19 protein-coding genes are annotated in these 20,611 nt (G+C 45.8%); 10 read left to right on the top strand and 9 right to left on the bottom strand.

What is annotated here, in order from left to right:
- Positions 1-25 precede the first annotated feature (25 nt).
- From IEV16_RS09885 to IEV16_RS09875, 3 genes are read right to left on the bottom strand one after another with little or no spacing between them, the layout of a single operon-like run.
- Positions 26-835 (bottom strand): SDR family NAD(P)-dependent oxidoreductase, encoded by an 810-nt coding sequence (locus tag IEV16_RS09885; protein WP_188365542.1) that lies wholly within the window; start codon positions 833-835, stop codon positions 26-28.
- Between the two features lie 4 nt (positions 836-839).
- Positions 840-1,193, bottom strand: a complete 354-nt coding sequence (locus tag IEV16_RS09880; RefSeq protein WP_188365541.1) for a c-type cytochrome — start codon at positions 1,191-1,193, stop codon at positions 840-842.
- On the bottom strand, positions 1,190-1,516 hold the full coding sequence (locus IEV16_RS09875) for a c-type cytochrome (protein ID WP_188365540.1): 327 nt from the start codon (positions 1,514-1,516) through the stop codon (positions 1,190-1,192). The genes IEV16_RS09880 and IEV16_RS09875 overlap by 4 nt, the downstream gene beginning before the upstream one ends.
- Before the next feature lie 234 nt (positions 1,517-1,750).
- Here IEV16_RS09875 and azu point away from each other — a divergent pair, with 234 nt between their 5' ends.
- Positions 1,751-2,203, top strand: coding sequence for an azurin (azu, locus tag IEV16_RS09870; protein ID WP_188365539.1), 453 nt, complete (start codon positions 1,751-1,753; stop codon positions 2,201-2,203).
- A 66-nt stretch (positions 2,204-2,269) separates the two neighbouring features.
- On the opposite strand, the gene murB is transcribed toward azu, so the two are convergent.
- From murB to IEV16_RS09840, 6 genes are all read right to left on the bottom strand, one after another.
- Positions 2,270-3,259 carry a UDP-N-acetylmuramate dehydrogenase gene (gene murB, locus IEV16_RS09865; protein WP_188365538.1) on the bottom strand — a complete coding sequence of 330 codons (990 nt, stop codon included), beginning with the start codon at positions 3,257-3,259 and terminating at the stop codon, positions 2,270-2,272.
- Positions 3,237-4,274 carry a quinone-dependent dihydroorotate dehydrogenase gene (locus IEV16_RS09860; protein ID WP_188365537.1) on the bottom strand — a complete coding sequence of 346 codons (1,038 nt, stop codon included), beginning with the start codon at positions 4,272-4,274 and terminating at the stop codon, positions 3,237-3,239. Before IEV16_RS09860 ends, murB begins: the two co-directional genes overlap by 23 nt.
- A 61-nt stretch (positions 4,275-4,335) precedes the next feature.
- On the bottom strand, positions 4,336-5,853 hold the full coding sequence (gene amaB, locus IEV16_RS09855) for an L-piperidine-6-carboxylate dehydrogenase (protein WP_188365536.1): 1,518 nt from the start codon (positions 5,851-5,853) through the stop codon (positions 4,336-4,338).
- An 11-nt stretch (positions 5,854-5,864) separates the two neighbouring features.
- Positions 5,865-6,797, bottom strand: a complete 933-nt coding sequence (locus IEV16_RS09850; protein WP_188365535.1) for an electron transfer flavoprotein subunit alpha/FixB family protein — start codon at positions 6,795-6,797, stop codon at positions 5,865-5,867.
- Positions 6,794-7,546: an electron transfer flavoprotein subunit beta/FixA family protein gene (locus IEV16_RS09845; protein WP_188365534.1), complete on the bottom strand. Its 753-nt coding sequence runs from the start codon at positions 7,544-7,546 to the stop codon at positions 6,794-6,796. Before IEV16_RS09845 ends, IEV16_RS09850 begins: the two co-directional genes overlap by 4 nt.
- A gap of 82 nt (positions 7,547-7,628) precedes the next feature.
- Positions 7,629-8,576, bottom strand: a complete 948-nt coding sequence (locus IEV16_RS09840) for a glycosyltransferase family 2 protein (protein WP_188365533.1) — start codon at positions 8,574-8,576, stop codon at positions 7,629-7,631.
- 113 nt (positions 8,577-8,689) lie between these two features.
- On the opposite strand from IEV16_RS09840, the gene rfbB reads away from it, so the two are divergent.
- From rfbB to IEV16_RS09795, 9 genes are all read left to right on the top strand, one after another.
- Entirely contained in the window at positions 8,690-9,766 is a 1,077-nt protein-coding gene (gene rfbB, locus IEV16_RS09835; protein WP_188365532.1) for a dTDP-glucose 4,6-dehydratase, read from the top strand.
- Positions 9,763-10,641, top strand: coding sequence for a glucose-1-phosphate thymidylyltransferase RfbA (rfbA, locus tag IEV16_RS09830; protein WP_188365531.1), 879 nt, complete (start codon positions 9,763-9,765; stop codon positions 10,639-10,641). Before rfbB ends, rfbA begins: the two co-directional genes overlap by 4 nt.
- Positions 10,638-11,195 carry a dTDP-4-dehydrorhamnose 3,5-epimerase gene (gene rfbC, locus IEV16_RS09825; RefSeq protein ID WP_188365530.1) on the top strand — a complete coding sequence of 186 codons (558 nt, stop codon included), beginning with the start codon at positions 10,638-10,640 and terminating at the stop codon, positions 11,193-11,195. The genes rfbA and rfbC overlap by 4 nt, the downstream gene beginning before the upstream one ends.
- Positions 11,192-12,082: a dTDP-4-dehydrorhamnose reductase gene (gene rfbD, locus IEV16_RS09820; protein ID WP_188365529.1), complete on the top strand. Its 891-nt coding sequence runs from the start codon at positions 11,192-11,194 to the stop codon at positions 12,080-12,082. The genes rfbC and rfbD overlap by 4 nt, the downstream gene beginning before the upstream one ends.
- Entirely contained in the window at positions 12,079-13,524 is a 1,446-nt protein-coding gene (locus IEV16_RS09815; RefSeq protein ID WP_188365528.1) for a mannose-1-phosphate guanylyltransferase/mannose-6-phosphate isomerase, read from the top strand. Before rfbD ends, IEV16_RS09815 begins: the two co-directional genes overlap by 4 nt.
- Positions 13,524-14,297, top strand: a complete 774-nt coding sequence (locus IEV16_RS09810; RefSeq protein ID WP_188365527.1) for an inositol monophosphatase family protein — start codon at positions 13,524-13,526, stop codon at positions 14,295-14,297. Before IEV16_RS09815 ends, IEV16_RS09810 begins: the two co-directional genes overlap by 1 nt.
- Complete coding sequence (cysQ, locus tag IEV16_RS09805) at positions 14,294-15,076, top strand: 3'(2'),5'-bisphosphate nucleotidase CysQ (protein ID WP_188365526.1); 783 nt, start codon at positions 14,294-14,296, stop codon at positions 15,074-15,076. The genes IEV16_RS09810 and cysQ overlap by 4 nt, the downstream gene beginning before the upstream one ends.
- Before the next feature lie 79 nt (positions 15,077-15,155).
- Positions 15,156-16,916 carry an autotransporter assembly complex protein TamA gene (locus IEV16_RS09800; RefSeq protein ID WP_188365525.1) on the top strand — a complete coding sequence of 587 codons (1,761 nt, stop codon included), beginning with the start codon at positions 15,156-15,158 and terminating at the stop codon, positions 16,914-16,916.
- Positions 16,916-20,497, top strand: coding sequence for a translocation/assembly module TamB domain-containing protein (locus IEV16_RS09795; protein ID WP_188365524.1), 3,582 nt, complete (start codon positions 16,916-16,918; stop codon positions 20,495-20,497). Before IEV16_RS09800 ends, IEV16_RS09795 begins: the two co-directional genes overlap by 1 nt.
- Positions 20,498-20,611: the final 114 nt, after the last annotated feature.

Raw genomic sequence — 20,611 nt, 5'->3', positions numbered from 1 at the left:
TATCACATGCTGCTTTTTTTATGTTCTAATCTGAGCTGCGTTGACGGTATTTTTGAATATTGCTTTGGAACAAGGCACGAATCAGTTTGTCCGGAAATAAGCGGGTCATTAAGGCAATCAAGCGGTTGCGCCAGCCATTTATTTTGACCGGTTTATTGTCTGCCAGTGCTTGTAGGCTTTGGCGCACCACATCATCGGCATTCATCCACAGGGATTTAGACAGGCTGTTCATGCGCTTGCGGGTGCCATTGACATCATGAAACTCGGTGTAGGTAAAGCCCGGACAGACGGCAGTCACATGGACGCCAAAGTCTTTGGCTTCTAAATGCAAAGAATGGGCAAACTTAATCACAAAAGCTTTCATCGGCCCGTACAGAGTGTGTCCGGCGGTCGGCGGCGCCAGACCGGCCAGTGACGCCACCTGTAAAATGCCGCCGCAACCGGCTTTTTTCATGGCCGGATAAAATAAATAACTGAGTTTCACCAGATTGTTGAGCATCACATTCAACTGTGCCTGATGGGTGGCCCAATCCACATGATCAAAATCGCCGGGCACACCATAACCGGCATTGTTAATCAGGGTATGCACCGGCCATTGATTGTTTTGGCATTGCTCAAAAATTTTATCCGGTGCATCGGGATGGGCCAAATCTGCGACCAGGTAATGGGCTTTTATACCGTGTTGATCGGTCAGTTCTTGGGTTATTTTTTGCAAGCGCTGTGCACGCCTGGCCACCAGAATTAATGCTGTTTTTTTAGCCGCCAGTTGTTCGGCAAAGGCCAAACCCAAACCGGCGGAAGCACCGGTTATCAGGGCGTATTGGGGTTTTGACACAGTCTTATTTCAGGTCTAAGACAGGTAAACGATTTTCTTTTAAGGTGGCGTAGTAGTACGCCAGGTTTTGAATTTCTTCGTCACTTAAGGTGGCGGCAAAACCCGCCATAATGGCATTGCTGCGTTGACCGGAACGGTAGTCTTTGAGGGCTTTGGTCAGATAATCCACATACTGGCCGGCAAGATTTGGGTAGGTGGGGATGATGCCCACACCATCTAAACCATGACATGAAGCACAGACTTGTTCGGCTTTCTTTTTACCCGCTTCGGCATCAAAGGCCAGCGCATTGCTTCCCACTAAAAGAGCGAACACACACAGTGCGACAGAGATGATTTGTGGTTTTTTAAAATTGTTCATGGTTTGTCCTGCTGATTTTGGCCAAGTTGAGAAAAATAAGCGGCGATATCACTAATGTCCTGATCGCTCAGACTGCCTGCTTGCGCTTGCATGGTGCCATGGCGGCGGGCGCCGTCACGGTAATCTTTAAGGGCGGTTTCCAGATAGGCTGCATTTTGGCCGCCAATTTTCGGCACATGGTAATTGGGATAGGAATTTTTATATTTCGGGATACCGTGACAGCCGGTACAGGTATAAGCAATTTGTTCACCGCGAACCGGGTCACCTTCGGCCATTGCCGGACCGAAAGAAAACAACAGACACAACACAATAATTTTCTGCATGATAAACCAATGAAAATAAAAAGGCCATTATAAGCAGGAATGACAGGCGACTCAATTGCTTTGCCATAAAAATATCTGTTTATTTGACGTTTCATTAACGCGCTGTTAATTTTAGTGCGTTATAATGTGCGCATTGAAAAATTTAGATGATTTACAGGGTTTTCCCGGTTGTTATCACTTGAATTTCAGGTCATAAACAACCATATTTATTTTACTTTTTTAAAAGGTACTATTATGAAAAAATTGATTACATTAACAACTTTATTATTGTCATTTGGTTTGGTTTCTGCGGTCAACGCCAAAACCTGCGAGTTGGAAATTGACAGCAACGACCAGATGCAGTTTAACAAGTCAGAATTGACTGTGGGTGCAGATTGCACCGAAGTCAAATTGACTTTAACCCATTCAGGCACCATGGCTGCCAACGTGATGGGTCACAACTGGGTGTTGACCCAAACCGACGACATGCAGTCAGTGGCAACAGCCGGTATGTCCACAGGTTTGGACAACGATTATATGCCTGCTGACATGTCTAAAGTTATCGCCCACACTGAAATCATCGGTGGTGGTGAAAGCACATCCGTTACTTTTGATGTGTCTGAATTATCCAAAGACGTGAATTATTCTTTCTTCTGCAGCTTCCCCGGTCACTGGGGTGTGATGAAAGGTCAATTTATCATCGAATAAGGTTTAACCATATAAACCAACAAAATCCCGGGTCACTCCCGGGATTTTTTTTGCTCAAAACCAGGGCTAAACAATTCGAACTTCTTCTTCCAGGGTGATGCCGAATTTGGATTTGACGGCTTTTTTGGCGGATTGAATGAGGGTGAATATATCCTGGTGGGTGGCCCGGCCGTGGTTGACCAGAATCAGGGCGTGTTTGTCGTAGAAACCGGCATCGCCGTGGCGTTTGCCTTTGAAATGGCATTTTTCTAACAGCCAGGCGGCGCTGGTTTTTTTAATGTCGGGTTTGTTTGGGACCGGGTAAAGAGGTATTTTTTTGTGTTTTGCAGCCAGTTTTTCGGCTTGATGGCGGTCGATGACGGGGTTTTTAAAAAAACTGCCGGCGTTCGGTAATTGGGTGGGGTTGGGTAATTTCGATTGTCGAATTTCAGTAACCGCTTTGGCAACATCGGCGTAGCTTGGATTTTTGTTGTCACTCAGATACTGGTTTAAGGCCGGGTAACTGAGGTTAACCGGTCGGTTGGGGCGTAAGTCAAGTCCGACGCGGCTGATAATCCAGGGCTGGTCATGGTATCTAAACAGACTGTGGCGGTAGCTGAAATGGCAGTCTTCGTTGCTCAGTCGGTGATAACCGCCGGTGTGCCAGTTATAGATTTCGACCCACGCCAGCACGTCTTTTATTTCGACGCCGTAAGCGCCGATATTTTGAATCGGTGCGGCGCCCACGGTGCCCGGAATCAGGGCCAGGTTTTCTATGCCGCCCAGTTGTTTGCTGACCGCCCACACCACCAGTTCGTGCCAGGAGGTGCCGGCCCAGGCGACCACCAGATTATCCACGATTTGAATGTGGTTGCGGGGTTGTATGTGGGCGACAAGGCGATTAATTACAGGACTGAGCAAAACATTGCTACCGCCGGCCAGAATCAGCATGTCTGAAACTTTCAGGTCTCTGGGCAGACTTTCCAGGTCGCTCAATGAATTAATTGGCACATAGCGTTCGCAGACACTGTCAAGTCTTAAGGTATTGAATGGTTTAAGCTTGTGTTGTGAATCCATGGGGTTGTGTTAAGCCGTGGTTTATGTCATCAATCAGCTGCGGACCATGATAAACAAAACCGCTGTAAATTTGTATTAAATCAGCGCCACATTCAAAACGTTGTCGGGCGTCTGCCATATTCATAATACCACCGACTGCGATAATTGGGAAATCGGTGCCTAAGTGTTCCCGCATGCTTTTGAGGGTTTCGGTGGCTTTCGTTTTGAGTGGTGCACCGCTGAGTCCGCCGGTTTGATTGATTAAATCGGCAGCGCTGTTGAGATGATCCGGTCTTGAAATCGTGGTGTTGGTACAGATCAGACCGTCGATGCGGGTTTCCAGTAACACTTCGGCAATGGCTTTTAATTGCTCGGGGTTTTCATCCGGTGAAATTTTGACCACAAGAGGGGTGTAATGACCACTTTTCTTTTGGGCGTCAAACTGGGCCTGTTTCAGACCCGACAGCAGGTGATTCAGACTGTCTTTGCTTTGTAAAGCCCTTAAGTTCGGGGTGTTGGGTGAGGAAATGTTGATGGTGATGTAATCAGCCAAAAAATGGGTTTTCTGAAAACAGATCAGATAATCATCCAGTGCCTTGTCGTTGTCCGTGTTTTTGTTTTTGCCGATATTGATGCCTAAAATACCTGAATAATGGCTTTTTTGAACCTGGTTAACCAGATAATCCACACCTTTGTTATTAAAGCCCATGCGATTGATAATGGCCCGGTCTTTGGCAAGGCGAAACAACCGGGGTTTGGGGTTGCCGGTTTGTGGTTTTGGGGTTACGGTACCAACTTCAAGGAAACCAAAACCCAGACGGTTTAATCCGCTGATGGCATCGGCATTTTTATCAAAGCCGGCAGCCAGTCCCACCCGGCCTGGAAAGTGGATGCCCATTAGTTCAATCGGTGAATCCGGCTGTTTGACAGGTGTTATTTTAGCCAAGGGGCTGCCCAATGAGCGTATCGCCAAATCATGGGCGGTTTCGGCCGGCAGTTGTTGTAAAAACCGGCTGTAAAGTTTGGAGATAAGCATTATAAAAAAGCCTCACCAAACGGTGTGCTTGATGAGGCTATAATGGAATCAAGCAAAGTCATTAAATATCGAACTTAATACCTTGGGCCAAAGGTAAATCCGTTGAATAATTAATGGTGTTGGTTTGACGGCGCATATAGGCTTTCCAGGCATCTGAGCCGGCTTCACGGCCGCCGCCGGTTTCTTTCTCACCGCCAAAAGCACCACCAATTTCAGCACCGGAGGTGCCGATATTAACATTGGCAATACCGCAATCACTGCCGCCGGCGGACAAAAACTGCTCGGCCTGGCGAATGTCGTTGGTGAACAGGGCCGATGACAGACCGTGGGCCACACTGTTATGTTGCTCAATGACTTCATCTAAATCTGAATAGGTCATCACATACAAAATCGGGGCAAAAGTTTCGGTCTGTACCACTTCCCAGTCAGATTCGGCTTTAATAATACAGGGTTCAACAAAGAAGCCGGGGCCGTCACCATGGGGTTTACCGCCGGTCAACACTTCGCCGCCGGCTTCTTTGGCACGGTTAACGGTATTGAGAAAGTTTTGCACTGACACACCGTCAATAAGTGGCCCCATGAGCGTGTCTTTGTCCAGCGGATTACCGATTTTAACCTGTTGGTAGGCGTTCACCACTTTGTCAATCAATTCATCGGCAATGTCTTCATGCACAAATAAACGTCGGGTGGTGGTGCAACGTTGGCCGGCGGTACCCACGGCGCCAAAAACAATGGCCGGCACCGCTAATTTTAAGTCTGCTGATTTGTCCACAATTAAACCGTTGTTACCGCCCAGTTCAAGCAGTGAACGACCCATGCGTTTGGCCACCTGGACGCCCACCTGTTTGCCCACCTGGGTGGAACCGGTGAACGACAATAAATCGACGCGTGTGTCATCGACAAAGGTTTTCGCCAGTTCATTACCACCGTCGTTAAACAGCATAAAGATGGGCGGATAACCGTGGTCTTTTAAGGCTTTGTTACAAATATTTTGCACCGCAACACCACATAAAGGTGTTTTCGGGCTGGGTTTCCACACCGAAATATTACCGCAAATGGCAGCAATAAAAGCATTCCAGGACCACACCGCCACCGGGAAGTTAAAGGCTGAAATAATACCCACCACACCTAAGGGATGCCATTGATCATACATGCGGTGACCGGGACGCTCAGAATGCATGGTGTTACCGTATAACATACGAGATTGACCCACGGCAAAATCTGCCATATCAATCATTTCCTGTACTTCACCGTCACCTTCTGATTTGATTTTGCCCATTTCAGCGGACACCAAAGAGCCCAGTGCATCTTTGTGTTTGCGCAGGGCATCGGCCACCAGGCGCACCGCTTCGCCCCGTTGGGGGGCAGGAACCCGGCGCCATTCTTTGGCCGCCGCTTGTGCGGTTTTAATGATCTGTTCATAATCGGATTCGCTGGCAGAATATACGCTGCCCAATAATTCACCGGTGGCCGGGTTATGGGATTCAATTAAACCGGCCGATTCATCGCTTGACCACGCATCGCCGGTGTAAGTGCCGGGGTTAATGTCTTTCAGACCTAATTCTTGTAAAAATTTCATTGATAACTCCGTTATACTTTTTCAATCATTTCGGGGATAACCTTAAATAAATCACCCACCAGGCCAATATCGGCCACTTCAAAAATGGGGGCGTCGGCATCCTTGTTGATGGCGACAATGGTGCCGGCATCCTTAATACCGGTGAGGTGCTGAATGGCGCCTGAGATACCAAAACACATGTATAAATCCGGGGCAATGATTTTACCGGTCTGACCCACTTGCATATCATTGGGCACGTAACCGGCGTCCACGGCTGCCCGAGAGGCGCCGGTGGCGGCACCGATTTTATCCGCCAATTCAAACACCATGTCAAAGTTTTCTTTGGAACCAACACCACGGCCACCTGAAATCACTTTAGCGGCGGTTTGCAGATCAGGTCGATCAGAATCACCAGTGGCTAATTTCACAAATGAGGTGTGTTCAGCGGCGGTTTCTAAGCTGCATTCCTTTATTTCAGCTGAACCACCATCGGTTTTATCAGCTTCATAAGAGGCGGTGCGCACTGTGGCGACCTGATGATTGCTGTCCGTGGTGACGGTCAAAATGGCATTGCCTGCATAAATAGGACGCTTGTAAGTGTTGTTGTCAATCACTTCCATGATATCACTGATTTGGTTGACCTCCATTAAGGCCGCCACCCGTGGCATCACATCTTTACCAAAGGTGGTGGACGGGCCCCAGATGTGACTGTAATTCTTTCCTAATTCAGCAATCGTGGGGGCAATCGAAGCCGCCAGTTGATCGTGGTGGTTATCACAGGTCACCACCTGCACATTGCCAACACCTTCAAATTGTGCCAGCTCTTGAGCCATTTCGGCATTGGGTGCAAATAACACCATGTCGATGCTGTCTGTCTTTAATTGTTTGGCTGCCGTTAATACTTTGGCGGTGGATTGGTTAATGCTGTCACCATTGTGCTCTGCGAGAATTAAAACTTTGCTCATGATAATAACCCCTTGTCTTTTAACATGGTCACTAATTCATCCACCGATTCAACCATCACACCTTTTTGGCGTGGTTGGGGTGGTTCGTATTGGGTCGCTTTAATGCGATGGCCGCTGCGCTGTGGTGCCAACTCATCAATAGCCAGGGTTTCCAGTGGTTTTTTCTTGGCTTTCATAATATCCGGTAGTTTTACAAAACGCGGCTGATTGAGTCGCAAGTCGGTGGAAATCACCGCGGGTAATGCCACTTCAATGGTTTCTAATCCGGCATCCACTTCACGGGTGGCCTGCAATCCTTTATCGGTAAATTCGATTTCTGACACAAACGTGGCTTGTGGCCGGTTCCATAAAGTGGCCAACATTTGCGGGGTTTGGTTATTGTCATCATCAATGGCTTGCTTGCCGGTGATAACCAGACCGGGCTGTTCTTTTTCAATGACTTTGAGCAATACCTGAGCTGCCTGCAACGGTTGAACGGCCTGATCGGTGTTGACCAAAATGGCCCGGTCGGCACCCATGGCCATGGCTGTTCTGAGTTGTTGTTGCGATTCATCACCACCGATGGTGACCACCACCACTTCATCGGCTTTGCCTTGCTCTTTAATACGCAGGGCTTCTTCAACCGCAATTTCATCAAATGGGTTTATGCTCATTTTGACGCCGTCGGTGGCGACGCCTGAGCCGTCCGGTTTAACCTGGACGCGAACGTTGTAATCCACAACGCGTTTAATGGCGACAAGTATTTTCATAAATTGAGTGCTTTGTAAAAGGCGCTGAATTATAGCACTTACGACTTAAAAATTCATCAGCCGGTGTCATCTGTTTTAGGCTTTATGCTGAATAATTAAAACCATTTTTTAAATCCTTTAAATAAGTTTTTAAAATATATCTTCGGGTTAAGAAAACCGGTTTGGGAAAAGGCCAGGATAACAGCCAGCCCAGCATCAGTTCAGGGCTGTATTTCAAAAAAACAAATAAATGCGCCAGCGGTTTGCGCCAGCTGATAAAGTGTTTATTGATGTAAATGTGTTTGGCGGCCAAAGCAGCACTTTTGCTGCGCACCCGATCGGCTGTTCGGTGTTTGCTGGAGACACCGTGGTGATGGAGCCAGGTTGTTTGGTTGGTGACGCCCACTTTGAGGGCTTTTTGGCTGGCTCGGAAACATAAATCAACATCTTCCATAAACATAAAAAAGGCTTCGTCCCAGCCGCCCAAATGCTTAAAATCATTGAGACGCATTAAAATCACGGCACCGGAAATCCAATCACAAAAAAATACGGGTTTGGTTTCAGATGTTGGGTGGCTGCCTTTGAATAAGCCGCCCATTAAAGGCAGATAGCGCCATAGATTAGGAAACCGGCCCGAAATGTTCTGTGGCTTGCCCTGCAAGCTTACTTGATTGGGGGCCAATAAATCGACCTTGTGGTTTTGATATACAGCGATTAAATGATTAAGCCCGTCGGCGGGGATTTCGATGTCGGGGTTACAAAAAAGCAACAGTCCGTCTTTGACCTGTTTGGCGCCTAAATTGCATCCTGCGGCAAAACCCCGGTTGTTTGGTGACTGAATCCAGTCAACCTCGATGGCAGCGGCGTTTAAGGATTTGATGAGCGCGCTGAAATCGGGTTTTTGTACAGTGGAGTCGTTATCCACAATAATCACTTTGAATGATTTTATCAGTACCGGATTGATTTGTTGGCTGGCAAGGCTGTCAAGCAGCTTTGCCAAAACCTGCCAGCTGTTGTAGTTTACAATAACTATGGACAGATCAGCGCTCATGGGTCATTCAGTAGATAAAAGCGGCATTATAAACTAATTTCGATTGGCTTGACGGGGCTGACCGTTGGGGCGGGTTCTGCTATAATTGCCGGTTTTGACGGATTCTTCAAACGATGCAGGAAAAATGGTTAGTCACCGGTGGTGCCGGCTTTATCGGCGGTAATTTTGTGTTGCGACAAGTCTTACAACATAACCGATTTATTGTTAATCTTGATAAGCTTACTTATGCAGGGAATTTGGATACTTTGGCTGCCGTGGCTGATGATCCACGCCATCATTGGGTGCAGGGTGATATACAAGATCAATCATTGGTGACTCAATTACTAAAACAACACAAGCCGGAAGTTGTGGTTCATTTTGCCGCCGAATCCCATGTAGATCGTTCCATTGAAGGGCCACAGGCATTCATTGATACCAATATAATGGGTACTTTTCATTTGTTACAAACGGTTTTGGCTTATTATCAAAGTTTAACGGATAAGCAACAACAGATTTTTAGATTTTTGCATGTTTCCACTGATGAGGTTTATGGCTCTTTGGGTGATACCGGCTTATTTACCGAATCCACTGCGTATGCACCTAATTCTCCATACTCTGCATCAAAAGCCGCTTCCGATCACTTAGTACGCGCCTATCACCATACTTACGGTTTACCGGTGCTAACCACCAATTGCTCCAATAACTATGGGCCTTATCAATTTCCGGAAAAGCTGATTCCGTTAATGATAGATAAAGCATTAACCGGTCAGGCTTTGCCGATTTATGGTGATGGTAAAAATGTTCGGGATTGGTTGTATGTGGAAGACCATTGTCGCGCCATCGAAACAGTTATCGAACAGGGAAGATTAGGCGAAGTGTATAATGTTGGTGGTAATGAAGAATGGCAAAATATCGATATTGTGCATGCTGTTTGTGAATGTTTGGATCGACTAAAGCCGACCTCGAATTCTTATAAAGAACAAATTACTTTCGTCAAAGATCGTCCGGGTCATGATAAAAGATATGCCATAGATTCCAGTAAGTTACAGAATGAACTTAACTGGAAACCTAAAGAAACATTTGAGTCAGGCTTAGAAAAAACCATCCAATGGTATTTAGATAATCAAAACTGGGTAGAGCGTGTTAAAGATGGTAGTTATCAGGGACAAAGATTGGGTGAAGACGTTAAGCAATCACAGGAGACAGCATGAATCGTAAAGGCATTATTTTGGCCGGTGGATCGGGCACCCGATTGTATCCTTTAACCCATTCTATCAGTAAGCAACTGTTGCCGGTTTACGATAAGCCGATGATTTACTACCCGTTAAGCACTTTAATGGGTGCCGGTATAAGAGAGGTGCTGATTATTAATACACCCCATGAACAACCACTGTTTAAAGCGCTATTAGGTGATGGTTCCCAATGGGGTATGACTTTACATTATGCGGTGCAGCCGGAGCCCGGTGGATTGGCACAGGCATTTTTAATAGGTGAGGATTTTATCGGTGATAATCCATGTTGTTTAATCTTGGGTGATAATATTTTTCATGGTGCCGGAATGCGTCAGTTAATGCGCAATGCCGGAGAGCGTGAAAGCGGTGCCACGGTGTTTGGTTATCGGGTACATGATCCTGAGCGCTATGGTGTGGCGGCTTTTAACGAAGCCGGCCAAGTCATTGATTTAGAAGAAAAACCTAAGAATCCAAAATCAAATTTTGCGGTTACGGGGTTATATTTTTATGATAATCAAGTGGTTGAAATCGCTAAAGCTTTAAAACCATCACCCCGCGGAGAATTAGAAATTACTGACTTAAATAAAGTCTATTTACAACAACAGAATCTACAAGTTGAATTAATGGGACGTGGTTTTGCCTGGTTAGATACCGGCACCCATGATTCTCTGGCTGAAGCCACCAACTTTATTTCCACCATTGAACGACGCCAAGGTATTAAAATTGCTTGCCCTGAAGAAATTGCCTACAACCAAGGCTGGATTGATGCTGAACAGGTGTTAAAACTGGCCGAACCCATTAAGAAAAATGGTTACGGTCAATACCTAATCTCTCTGATCAAATATAAGCAATGAAGATTATTGAAACAGCGTTGCCGGGCGTGTTGATTATTGAGCCAAAAGTATTTGGCGATGAACGTGGGTATTTCATGGAATCTTGGCAACAACAACGTTACCGGGATATTGGCATTGAGCGAGATTTTGTACAGTCAAATGTCTCAAAATCAGCGTACGGTGTGTTACGGGGTTTACATTTTCAAAACCCAAACCCCCAAGGCAAATTGGTGTCGGTTCTGGTGGGTGAAGTGTACGATGTAGCGGTGGATATTCGTCACGGTTCGCCGACTTTCGGTCAGTACGTGGGTGTCACCTTAAGTGCTGAAAATCACCGCCAATTCTATGTTCCGGAGGGTTTTGCCCATGGTTTTTGTGTGACTTCAGAGAACGCCATTTTCAACTATATGTGTACTGATTATTACCATGCAGAATCTGAAGCATCGATTGCCTGGAACGATAAAAACATTGGTATAGATTGGCCGATCGATGAGCCTAAATTATCTGCCAAAGACCAAGCCGCTAACCATCTATCAGATTATCCACTCAATAAATTACCAACTTATCAACCATGAAAATTTTACTCACCGGTGCCGATGGACAAGTGGGATTTGAATTGTGGCGAATGCTGCAATTTAATCGAGAAGTAATTCCAACCACATCAAACGGCCGTGATGTGAATGGTATGAGTACCATTAAATTTGATCTAAATGATGCCGATGATGTGGCTAAGAAATTAGAGGCCATTGCACCTGATGTCATTTGTAATGCCGCTGCTTATACCGCCGTTGATCAAGCCGAAACTGATGTGGCCATTGCGCATCGGATTAATTCTGAAGCAGTGGCACAAATGGCTGAATTTTGTTGTCAAAAAAAATTACTTATGTTGCACTATTCAACCGACTATGTGTTTTCTGGCGAACATCGTTTTCCTTGGCGTGAACAAGATCCGATTAATCCACAATCAGTGTATGGCCAGAGTAAAGCGGACGGCGAGCAGGCTTTAATGAGTAGTGGCTGTGAATATATGATTTTTCGTACCGCATGGGTGTATGCCAGCCGTCGGCATAATTTTTTAAAAACCATGCTAAAACTGGCACAAACACGTGATGCGTTAAACATTGTGAATGACCAGCAAGGCACTCCGACATGGGCTAATACCATCGCTTTGGCGACCATGCTGGCTTTAAATATTCCCGAAACCGGTGTTTATCACTTAACTGCCGCCGGCCATACAACGTGGTATGGTTTTGCAAAACGTATTTTTGAGCAGGCGGTGCGCATTGGATTACTGCAAAAGATGCCAAAATTAACCCCTGTTACAAGTGATGAATTTCCCACTGCGGCCACCCGACCAAAATATTCCGTACTTGATTGCCAAAAATTTTCAGGTACCTTTAATGTTAAACTGCCACATTGGCAATCAACTTTACAACTTTGTATGCAAAGGATGACTCCATGAACATTATTCCAGTTATTTTATCAGGCGGTGCCGGTACTCGATTATGGCCGGTATCTCGCCAAGCTTACCCGAAACCTTTTATGCAATTGTCAGATGGACAAAGTCTGGCTGCCTTAACCTTTGGTCGGGCATTAAAAGTGGCCACAGATAACACGGTTTTGACTGTGACTTCTCGTGATTATTATTTTTTGTGCAAAGACATTTATCAAGCCAACCCACAAGCTGATATGCGTAAGCAGTACTTCTTGTTAGAACCCAGCGGTCGAAATACCGCCCCGGCGATTGCATTGGCGGCACTACAAACCCAACAGTTGTATGGAAATGAAGCGATAATGGTGGTGATGCCATCAGATCATCTCATTAAAGATGAGGAATTGTTCATTGATACAGTTAAAACAGCTGCGCAACAAGCTTCGCAAGGTTTCTTAACCACTTTTGGTATTTATCCGACCGCGCCTGAAACCGGTTATGGTTATATCAAAGCCGGTCAATCATTGACAGCAGAGGGGGTTTCGGAAATCGCAGAGTTTGTTGAAAAGCCTGATTTAGCCACTGCTAAAAAATACCTGGCTTCCGGCGAATATAGTTGGAATTCAGGCATGTTCTGCTTCCAGGTGGGTGCTTTGCTGCAGGCATTTGAAGACACAGCGCCGGATGTGTTGGCTGCGGCTAAAAACTGTTTTGACGCGGTTGATAGCAATCAACAGCAAATTGAGTTTAATGCCGATTTATTCACTCAGTTACCGGATATTTCCATTGATTATGCCATTATGGAAAAAGCCAAAAAGCGGGCGGTGGTTGATTCGCGTTTTGATTGGAATGACATTGGTTCATGGAATGCCATGGCCGGTTTATTGGACAGTGATGAAAGTGGTAACCGCATTGAAGGCAAAGCGGTGACGGTGGATGCCAGAAATAACTACATTCGCGCCGGTGATCGGCTGGTGGCGGTGGTTGGTGTGGATGACCTGATGGTGGTGGACACCACCGATGCGGTGTTGATTGCGCATAAAAACAAATCGCAAGGGGTTAAAGATGTGGTGCAGTTTTTAAAAGCCAAAGCCCACGATGCCGCCATTTACCACACCACGGTTCACCGACCCTGGGGCAGTTACACCATATTGGAAGACGAAGATGATTGCAAAGTCAAACGTCTGGTGGTGAAGCCGGGGCAAGTTTTATCCTTACAAAAACATTACAAACGCAGTGAGCACTGGACGGTGGTCACCGGTACTGCGAAAGTCCGGGTCGGCGATGATGAATTTATGCTCAACGAAAATGAATCGGTGCACATTCCGGTGGAAACATTGCACCGACTGGAAAACACCACCGACACAGACATCGCCTTAATCGAAGTGCAATGCGGCAGTTACTTCGGGGAAGATGACATCGTCCGTTATGAAGACATCTATGGCCGTGTCAAAGACCAAAAAGCCCAATAATGGATAAAGCAGACTTAGAAAAAGCCACCGAAGTGGCCCGTTACGCCGCCGCCCAGGCCGCCGGCGGTATTCGTTCGTACTACATGAACAAAGATAATGTCACGGAAATCAAAGCTGACAACAGTCCGGTAACCGTGGCTGATAAAGAGGCGGAAAAAACCATTATCAGAATCATTAAAGAGGCCTATCCGGCGCATAATTTTTATGGCGAAGAATATGGTCGAGACAGTGAAGACAGTGATTACTTGTGGTTGATTGATCCCATTGACGGCACCAAAAGCTTTGTCCGCGGTTACCCGTTTTTCTCCACCCAAATTGCGCTCATGCACCGGGGTGAACTGGTGTTGGGGGTGTCCCACGCGCCGCTGATGGACGAGCAGGCTTATGGTTTTAAAGGTGGCGGGGCTTTTTTAAATGGTGAACCCTTGCAACTGCAGTCGCAATGGCTTGAACACAGCTCTTGTGTCTCCACCGGAAATATTCAGTCCCTGATCAAAAATAATTGGGCCCAATTGGGTCAGCTTTTGCTAAAATTCAGCAAAATACGCGGCTATGGAGATTTTTACCATTATCATTTGCTGGCAGGGGGGCAGATTGATTTGGTGATTGAAAGTGATGTCAATATTCTCGACATCGCCGCGTTAACGGTGATTGTCCGTGAAGCCGGTGGCCTGATCACTGATTTCAAAGGGCAACAAATTGGATTGGATACCACGGAGGTGGTGGCCGGTAATCAGAAAACCCATGCCATGGCAATGGATTATTTATCATGAAAAGTTTATTAAGTTCAGTGGAACAACTGGCGGTTAAAGCCGGTGACGCCATTATGGAAATTTATCAATCAGACGATTTCTCGGTAGAACATAAGTCTGATGATTCTCCGTTAACCCGCGCCGATATGGCGTCGCATCATTGTATTGTGGAGGGGTTGCAAAATCTGGAGCAGTCTTATCCGATTTTATCGGAAGAATCGGCGGATATCGATTTTAATGAGCGCAGACAATGGCAACGTTATTGGCTGGTGGATCCGTTGGATGGGACCAAAGAATTTATCAAAAAAAATGGCGAATTTACCGTCAACATTGCATTGATTGATGACGGCGGGCCGATTTTATCGGTGGTCTACGTGCCGGCTCAGGCTTTGTGTTATTCGGCGGCAAAAGGTGTGGGTGTTTTTAAACGCGATAACGGCCAGAAGCAAACCATTAAGGTGATGAAAAACAGCCGCTTCAAACCCACTGTGGTCGGCAGCCGTTCACATCCCAGTGATGAATTAAAGGACTATTTAGATCGATTGGGTCAGCATGAACTGGTGCCGATGGGCAGTTCACTGAAGTTTTGCCTGGTGGCAGAGGGCAAAGCTGATTTGTATCCGCGCTTAGGCCCTACGTCAGAATGGGATACCGCGGCTGCCCAATGTATCGTTGAACAGGCCGGTGGCCGGGTGGTCACCCTGGATGGTGAGCCTTTGCGCTATAACCAAAAAGAATCTCTGCTCAATCCCCATTTTCTGGTGTATGCCGACACCGGGAAAAATTGGATTGGTGTCTAAAATCAACGTGCATAAATACAGCGTCAGAACAGCCTAAGTTGATAACTTATATTCAGCTTGGTGTTGATATAATAAGGCCATGAAATCCACGATTGTTCTGGCAAAATACAGCCTCATTGCCTGGCTGTTATTTATGACATTGACTGTCTATGCGGCTGAAGACGAGCCTGCATATCGTTTTATTGTATCCGGCGTGGATAAACCCTTAGCCGATAATATTCTGATATTTCTTAATAATTTAACCCTTTCTTGTGACACATCTGAAAGCATGCGCCAAGCGGTTAAAGAAAAAATTCCTGAACAAGTACAGTTGGCGCTGCAACCCTTTGGTTATTACCAAGCCACTGTTGATGACATTCATATTAATGCCGCGAACGGATGTTGGCAAACTGAGATTAAGGTAACTGCCGGTGAACCGGTTGTGGTTCGCGACATCGATTTCTCAGTGACCGGCCCGGGTTCTGAACACCCCAAAATTAAAAACATTAAGGTCAGTAAGTACATTGAGAGTGGGCGTGTCTTTGTTGATCCGGAGTATCAGCAATTAAAACAACAACTGCGGCAATGGGCCAATGATTATGGGTTTTTAGATGCCGATTTTAGTCAACAAAAAGTCGATGTTTATCCTGCACAGCTGGCAGCGGATATTAAACTCACATTTGACACCGGCCCACGTTACCGATTGGATAAGGTGGTGATTGAGCAAGACCCGAATTTTATGCGACCTCGCTTTCTGCAAGGCTTGGTCGGTTTAGAGACTGGTCAATACCTCAATAATCAAACCTTAATTGATGTGAGAAAACGCCTGGTTGGTAGTCAATATTTTGGTAACATCAGTGTCACTTTTGGTGAGAAAGATAAGCAGACGGCCACTGTGCCGGTGTTGGTCAAACTGACGCCGGGTTACCGCATTGATTACTCGGTCGGCCTGGGTTATACCACCGATACCGGCGCCCGTTCGACCTTTGAATACCAGCATCACCGTTTAAATGATCGCGGTTTTCAATTGAGTGCCAAGTTACAATTGGCCGAGGTCAATAATGAATTCACCGCCCGCATGAAATTTCCGTCCTTAAGCAACCCAGATGAAAAGTGGTACCAATCTGAACTCGGCTATCGACAAGAGAACAATGATGTGTATGAAGCTGACACCACGAAAATTGGTCTTTCCCAAACCCGCTTACAATCGGACAGATGGCAAAACATCAACTTTATCGATGTGTTACAGGAAGACTATATTTTTGGCGATAAAAAGGGCAGCACCCGTCTTTTGGTGCCCGGTACTGCCTGGACCTATCAACACGTTGATGACCCGTTGAATCCGCGTTTTGGTTTTAAAGCCCAAATGGACTTTAAATTGGCCACTGAAAGTATGTTTTCTGATATGAGCATGGTACAAATCAGCGGCCGGGTGAAAACCATTTTGCCCATTGCAGATCAAGATCGATTGATTATGCGGGCTGAAATAGGCACCACCGCCACCAGTGATTTTGATCAATTACCGGCATCTTATCGGTATTTTGCCGGTGGTGATCAATCTGTCAGGGGATTCGATTATAAAAATTTATCACCCTTGAACGATGAAGGTGATTCAATTGGTGGTAAACACTTAGCAGTGGCCAGTGTTGAGTACGAGCACCGTCTTTACGACAGTTACGCGCTGGCGGTTTTTGTTGATGGTGGTAATGCCTTTACCAATGATTTTAAAATGGCCAGTAGTGTCGGTATTGGCTTTCGCTGGTTTTCGCCCATAGGGCCGTTGCGGGTCGATTTAGGTGTGCCTGTCACCGAAGCTGACCATGATTTTAGAATTCACCTGTCTCTGGGTCCGGATTTGTAATGACGGATAAAGATTTAAATAACGCAAAAGATAGCAAGAAGCCGCGCTTCCGGCGTTGGATTGGCTATATGCTGGTCACATTGTTTGTTTTGCTTGGACTTCTTTTCATGTTGCTTTATGGCTTGCTCTATACGGAAACCGGAAGCCGTTGGGCTGTTGCTAAAGCTCAGGACTGGTTGCCTTTACATATCCGGCAAAGCGGCGGACGTTTGGCCGGCGAAATGACCGCCTTAAACCTTACCTATCAACAACACGGCGTAACCGTCAAAGTCGATCGACTGACGTATCAAATCGCTGATATCAACTGGTGGCAAAGGCACATTGTTTTTGATAATGTTCACATCGGTCAGGTCAGTATTGAATTAGCCGATAATGACGCGGAAAAAGTAACCGAACCGTTGCCTGAAGGGGCAGCGATTGAATTACCATTACGTGTCGATGTCAACGAACTCTTTATCCAAAATATTGATATCAACAAGGGTCAAATTGATTATGGTTCAATTTGGTCGAAAGCGGCCTTACAAAAAGAGACCATTGATATTAATACGCTGCAATTATTAGATGAAGACATTGTACTTAAGCTATCCGGTGAAGTGACTTTACATAACCGTTGGCCATTTCATTTAGAAACAAACTGGACTTACAGACCCGAGCAAATCAGTGGGCAGGGTACCATCAACGGCGACATCACTGCTTTGAATGTGTCCCAACAAACGCATTTTAATAATATCAATGCGCAGGGTGAAGCGCAGATAGAAAGTCAGGTATCGCTGTACCCGGCATTATCAGTGGATGCCCAAATAAGCAGTGATGAGTTACTTATTCCTGCGGCCAATACAGAACAAATCAGTACCCGACTGACCGATGTTTTAATCACGGCTGACGGTGAATTAGAGGATTACCGTTTAAACCTTACAGCCACGGCTAAACAGTCGATTAAACCGTTAATGGCCGCAGCCGATCAACACGTCGGCTCTGCGACTTATCATAATCAGATCAAGCTAAAAGCCCAAGGTAACAGCGAACAGCTTAAGCTGGAAACATTAGCCATCACCGGTGACTTTGGGCAATTAAATGCCGAATCAATGATTGATTTCACACCACAATTACAGGTCAATGCACGCTTTAATACAGACGGCTTTAATCCGCAATGGCTGCTGCCGGCGTGGCCGGGGCAACTCAGTGGATCCGGTGAGTTCATCGCATCACAGGACAATGCACAATCCTGGCAGCTGGCTTTAAATGACCTTAATTTACACGGTCAGTTAAAAGGACAGGATTTAACGTTGTCTGCCAATGCCGATTGGCAAGATGCGTTATTGGATTTAAAGCCATTGAATTTGCTGTGGGGTGAGAACCGGATAAAACTACAGGGTCAGCTAAGTTTAGCTGATCAGGCCAGTTCAGATCAGCTTATATTCGATTTAAAGATACCGCAACCACACTTATTTTTAACGGATTTAGGTGGTGAAATTCAGACTCAGGGACAATTATCCGGGTCCATAGATACGTTAAATTATGATGTGAATTTACAGGCCGAGGCACTCAGCTATCAAGAACAACAAATAAAATCATTAGTGATCAAAGGCTCCGGTCAATGGCCGCAAAAATTGCAGGCAGAAATAAGCGCCACAGATATTGACAGTGCCAATCAATATTTACCAAAAGTAGCGCTTCAATTAGAAGGCAATCTGCAGCAACATCAAATTGAGGGTGATATTTTGCACCAGGATTTAACCACGCAAATTATACTGACAGGCGGCTGGTTAAAGGATAAACAAACCTGGCGTGGTCAGATTAAAAGTCATGATATCCGTTTGAATGACAGTGATATGACCTGGCAATTGCAAGCACCGGCCGATATGTTTATCGGCCAACAGATCCATTTATCGCCTGCCTGCTGGCAGTCACTGCATGGTGAAGGCGAAGCCTGCGCTGAATTGGATGTGCAAACCCGGACAGAGACAGAGGTTTTGGCTAAAGTACAACTCAGAAATTTGCAAATTAAGCTGTTTCAAAGCCTGTTACCTCAGGATTTAAAACTGGATGGTTTGATTCAGGGCAGCGCAGATCTGAGTTATCAGCAACAAGCCTTGTCTCTGACCGCTGATTTAAAAACTGAACAGGCTAATATTTATTACCGTGAAGGTCAAAAAAACAGCTACCAGGTGGCCATTAACAAAGCAACACTCACAGCGCGTCAGGACAACGGCCGCACGGAAATGAATACCGTCATTATTTTGGATGACGGTGGCTATCTTAACGCTTCCGCCACGCTGGATGACATAGCAGATTCTCCTTGGCCTGAGGTTAATGCCGACATTAAGGGTGTGATAAAGCACACCCGTTTTTTGGTGGCTTTATCACCTGAATTAGAACAATTGCAAGGTGAATTGAGCGTCTCAGGAGAGGTCACAGGCCCCCTCAATCAGCCCGCTATTAGTCTGGATTTAAAACAACAAACCGGCTTTCTTGTGTTAAGACAAACCGGCAGTCGTTTAACCAATATTGCGTTACTGGTTAGCAGTCAAAAACCAGGTTTAATTGATTTAACAGCCAACGCTGACAGTGACAACGGTTCCATAGAAATTACCGGTGAATTGGATATTCAAGAAGCAGATGATTGGTCTTACCATGGACAAATCAAGGGCACTGATTTTCGATTATTGACTTTACCGGAAATTAAAATCAACATTGATCCTGATTTAACAATTGATGCCACACCCAAAGCAGTTAACATTACCGGTAAACTGTCGTTACCGATGGCTGAAGTTCATATTAAAAATCTTCCGCCGTCAGCCATCTCTACCTCCGATGATGTGGTTATTCATTACCCTGAACAAGATACCCCGGAAAGCAGCACATCGATACCCATTAATTATGATGTTACTGCAGAAATTAAAGAACCCATCAACATACAGTTATTGGGCTTAGAAGCCAAAATGGCCGGTCAGTTGCGGGTTTTTAATGTCCGCAAACAAACCCATGCAGAAGGACGTCTTAACTTAACCGAAGGTTTTTATAAACTTTATGGTCAGCGTTTAGATATTGAGCGTGGTGAATTGATTTTTAATGGCCCGATTGACAATCCGGCCATTGATGTTAAAGCCGCGCGTAAATCTGATGATGGCACGGTGACTGCGGGTATTTTAATCTCAGGAACTGTGAACCAATTGCAGTCAACCCTGTACTCAGAACCGGCCATGAGTCAGTTAGAAATCTTGTCTTATTTAGCGACGGGCAGGGGACTTAATGAAAGTGGCGGTGGCACCAATGGCGAACAACTGGCACAAGCCGCTATTTTGCTGGGCTTAAAGCGCAGTGATTCGGTGTTCTCACAATTGCAAAATGCTTTTGGCATCGATGTCCTCACCATTAGACAAGGCACTAATAACGAAGACAGCTACATCGAAGCCGGCCAAAATATCGGTGATGATCTCTACGTGGGTTATTCACAAGGCCTGTTTAATCGCCTGGGTTTTTGGATTTTACGTTATAAAATCAATGAGGCCTTACGCCTTGAAACCACCCAGGGCGAAAACCAAACCGTTGAACTGATTTATGTCCGCAAAAAAGAATAAAGCACACTGTTGATAGTGACCTTTGGCCTAGTGTCATAATGGCGTCTTCAATGCTAACATAACTGCCATTTTTAGTATTGGATATTAATTATGCTGCCCTTTCTCTCACCTAAA

It is taken from the genome of Marinicella pacifica, from assembly GCF_014636635.1.
Lineage (GTDB): Bacteria > Pseudomonadota > Gammaproteobacteria > Xanthomonadales > Marinicellaceae > Marinicella > Marinicella pacifica.
The sequence above is the reverse complement of the archived record's forward strand: the minus strand, read 5'-3'. Positions and strand labels throughout refer to the sequence as shown.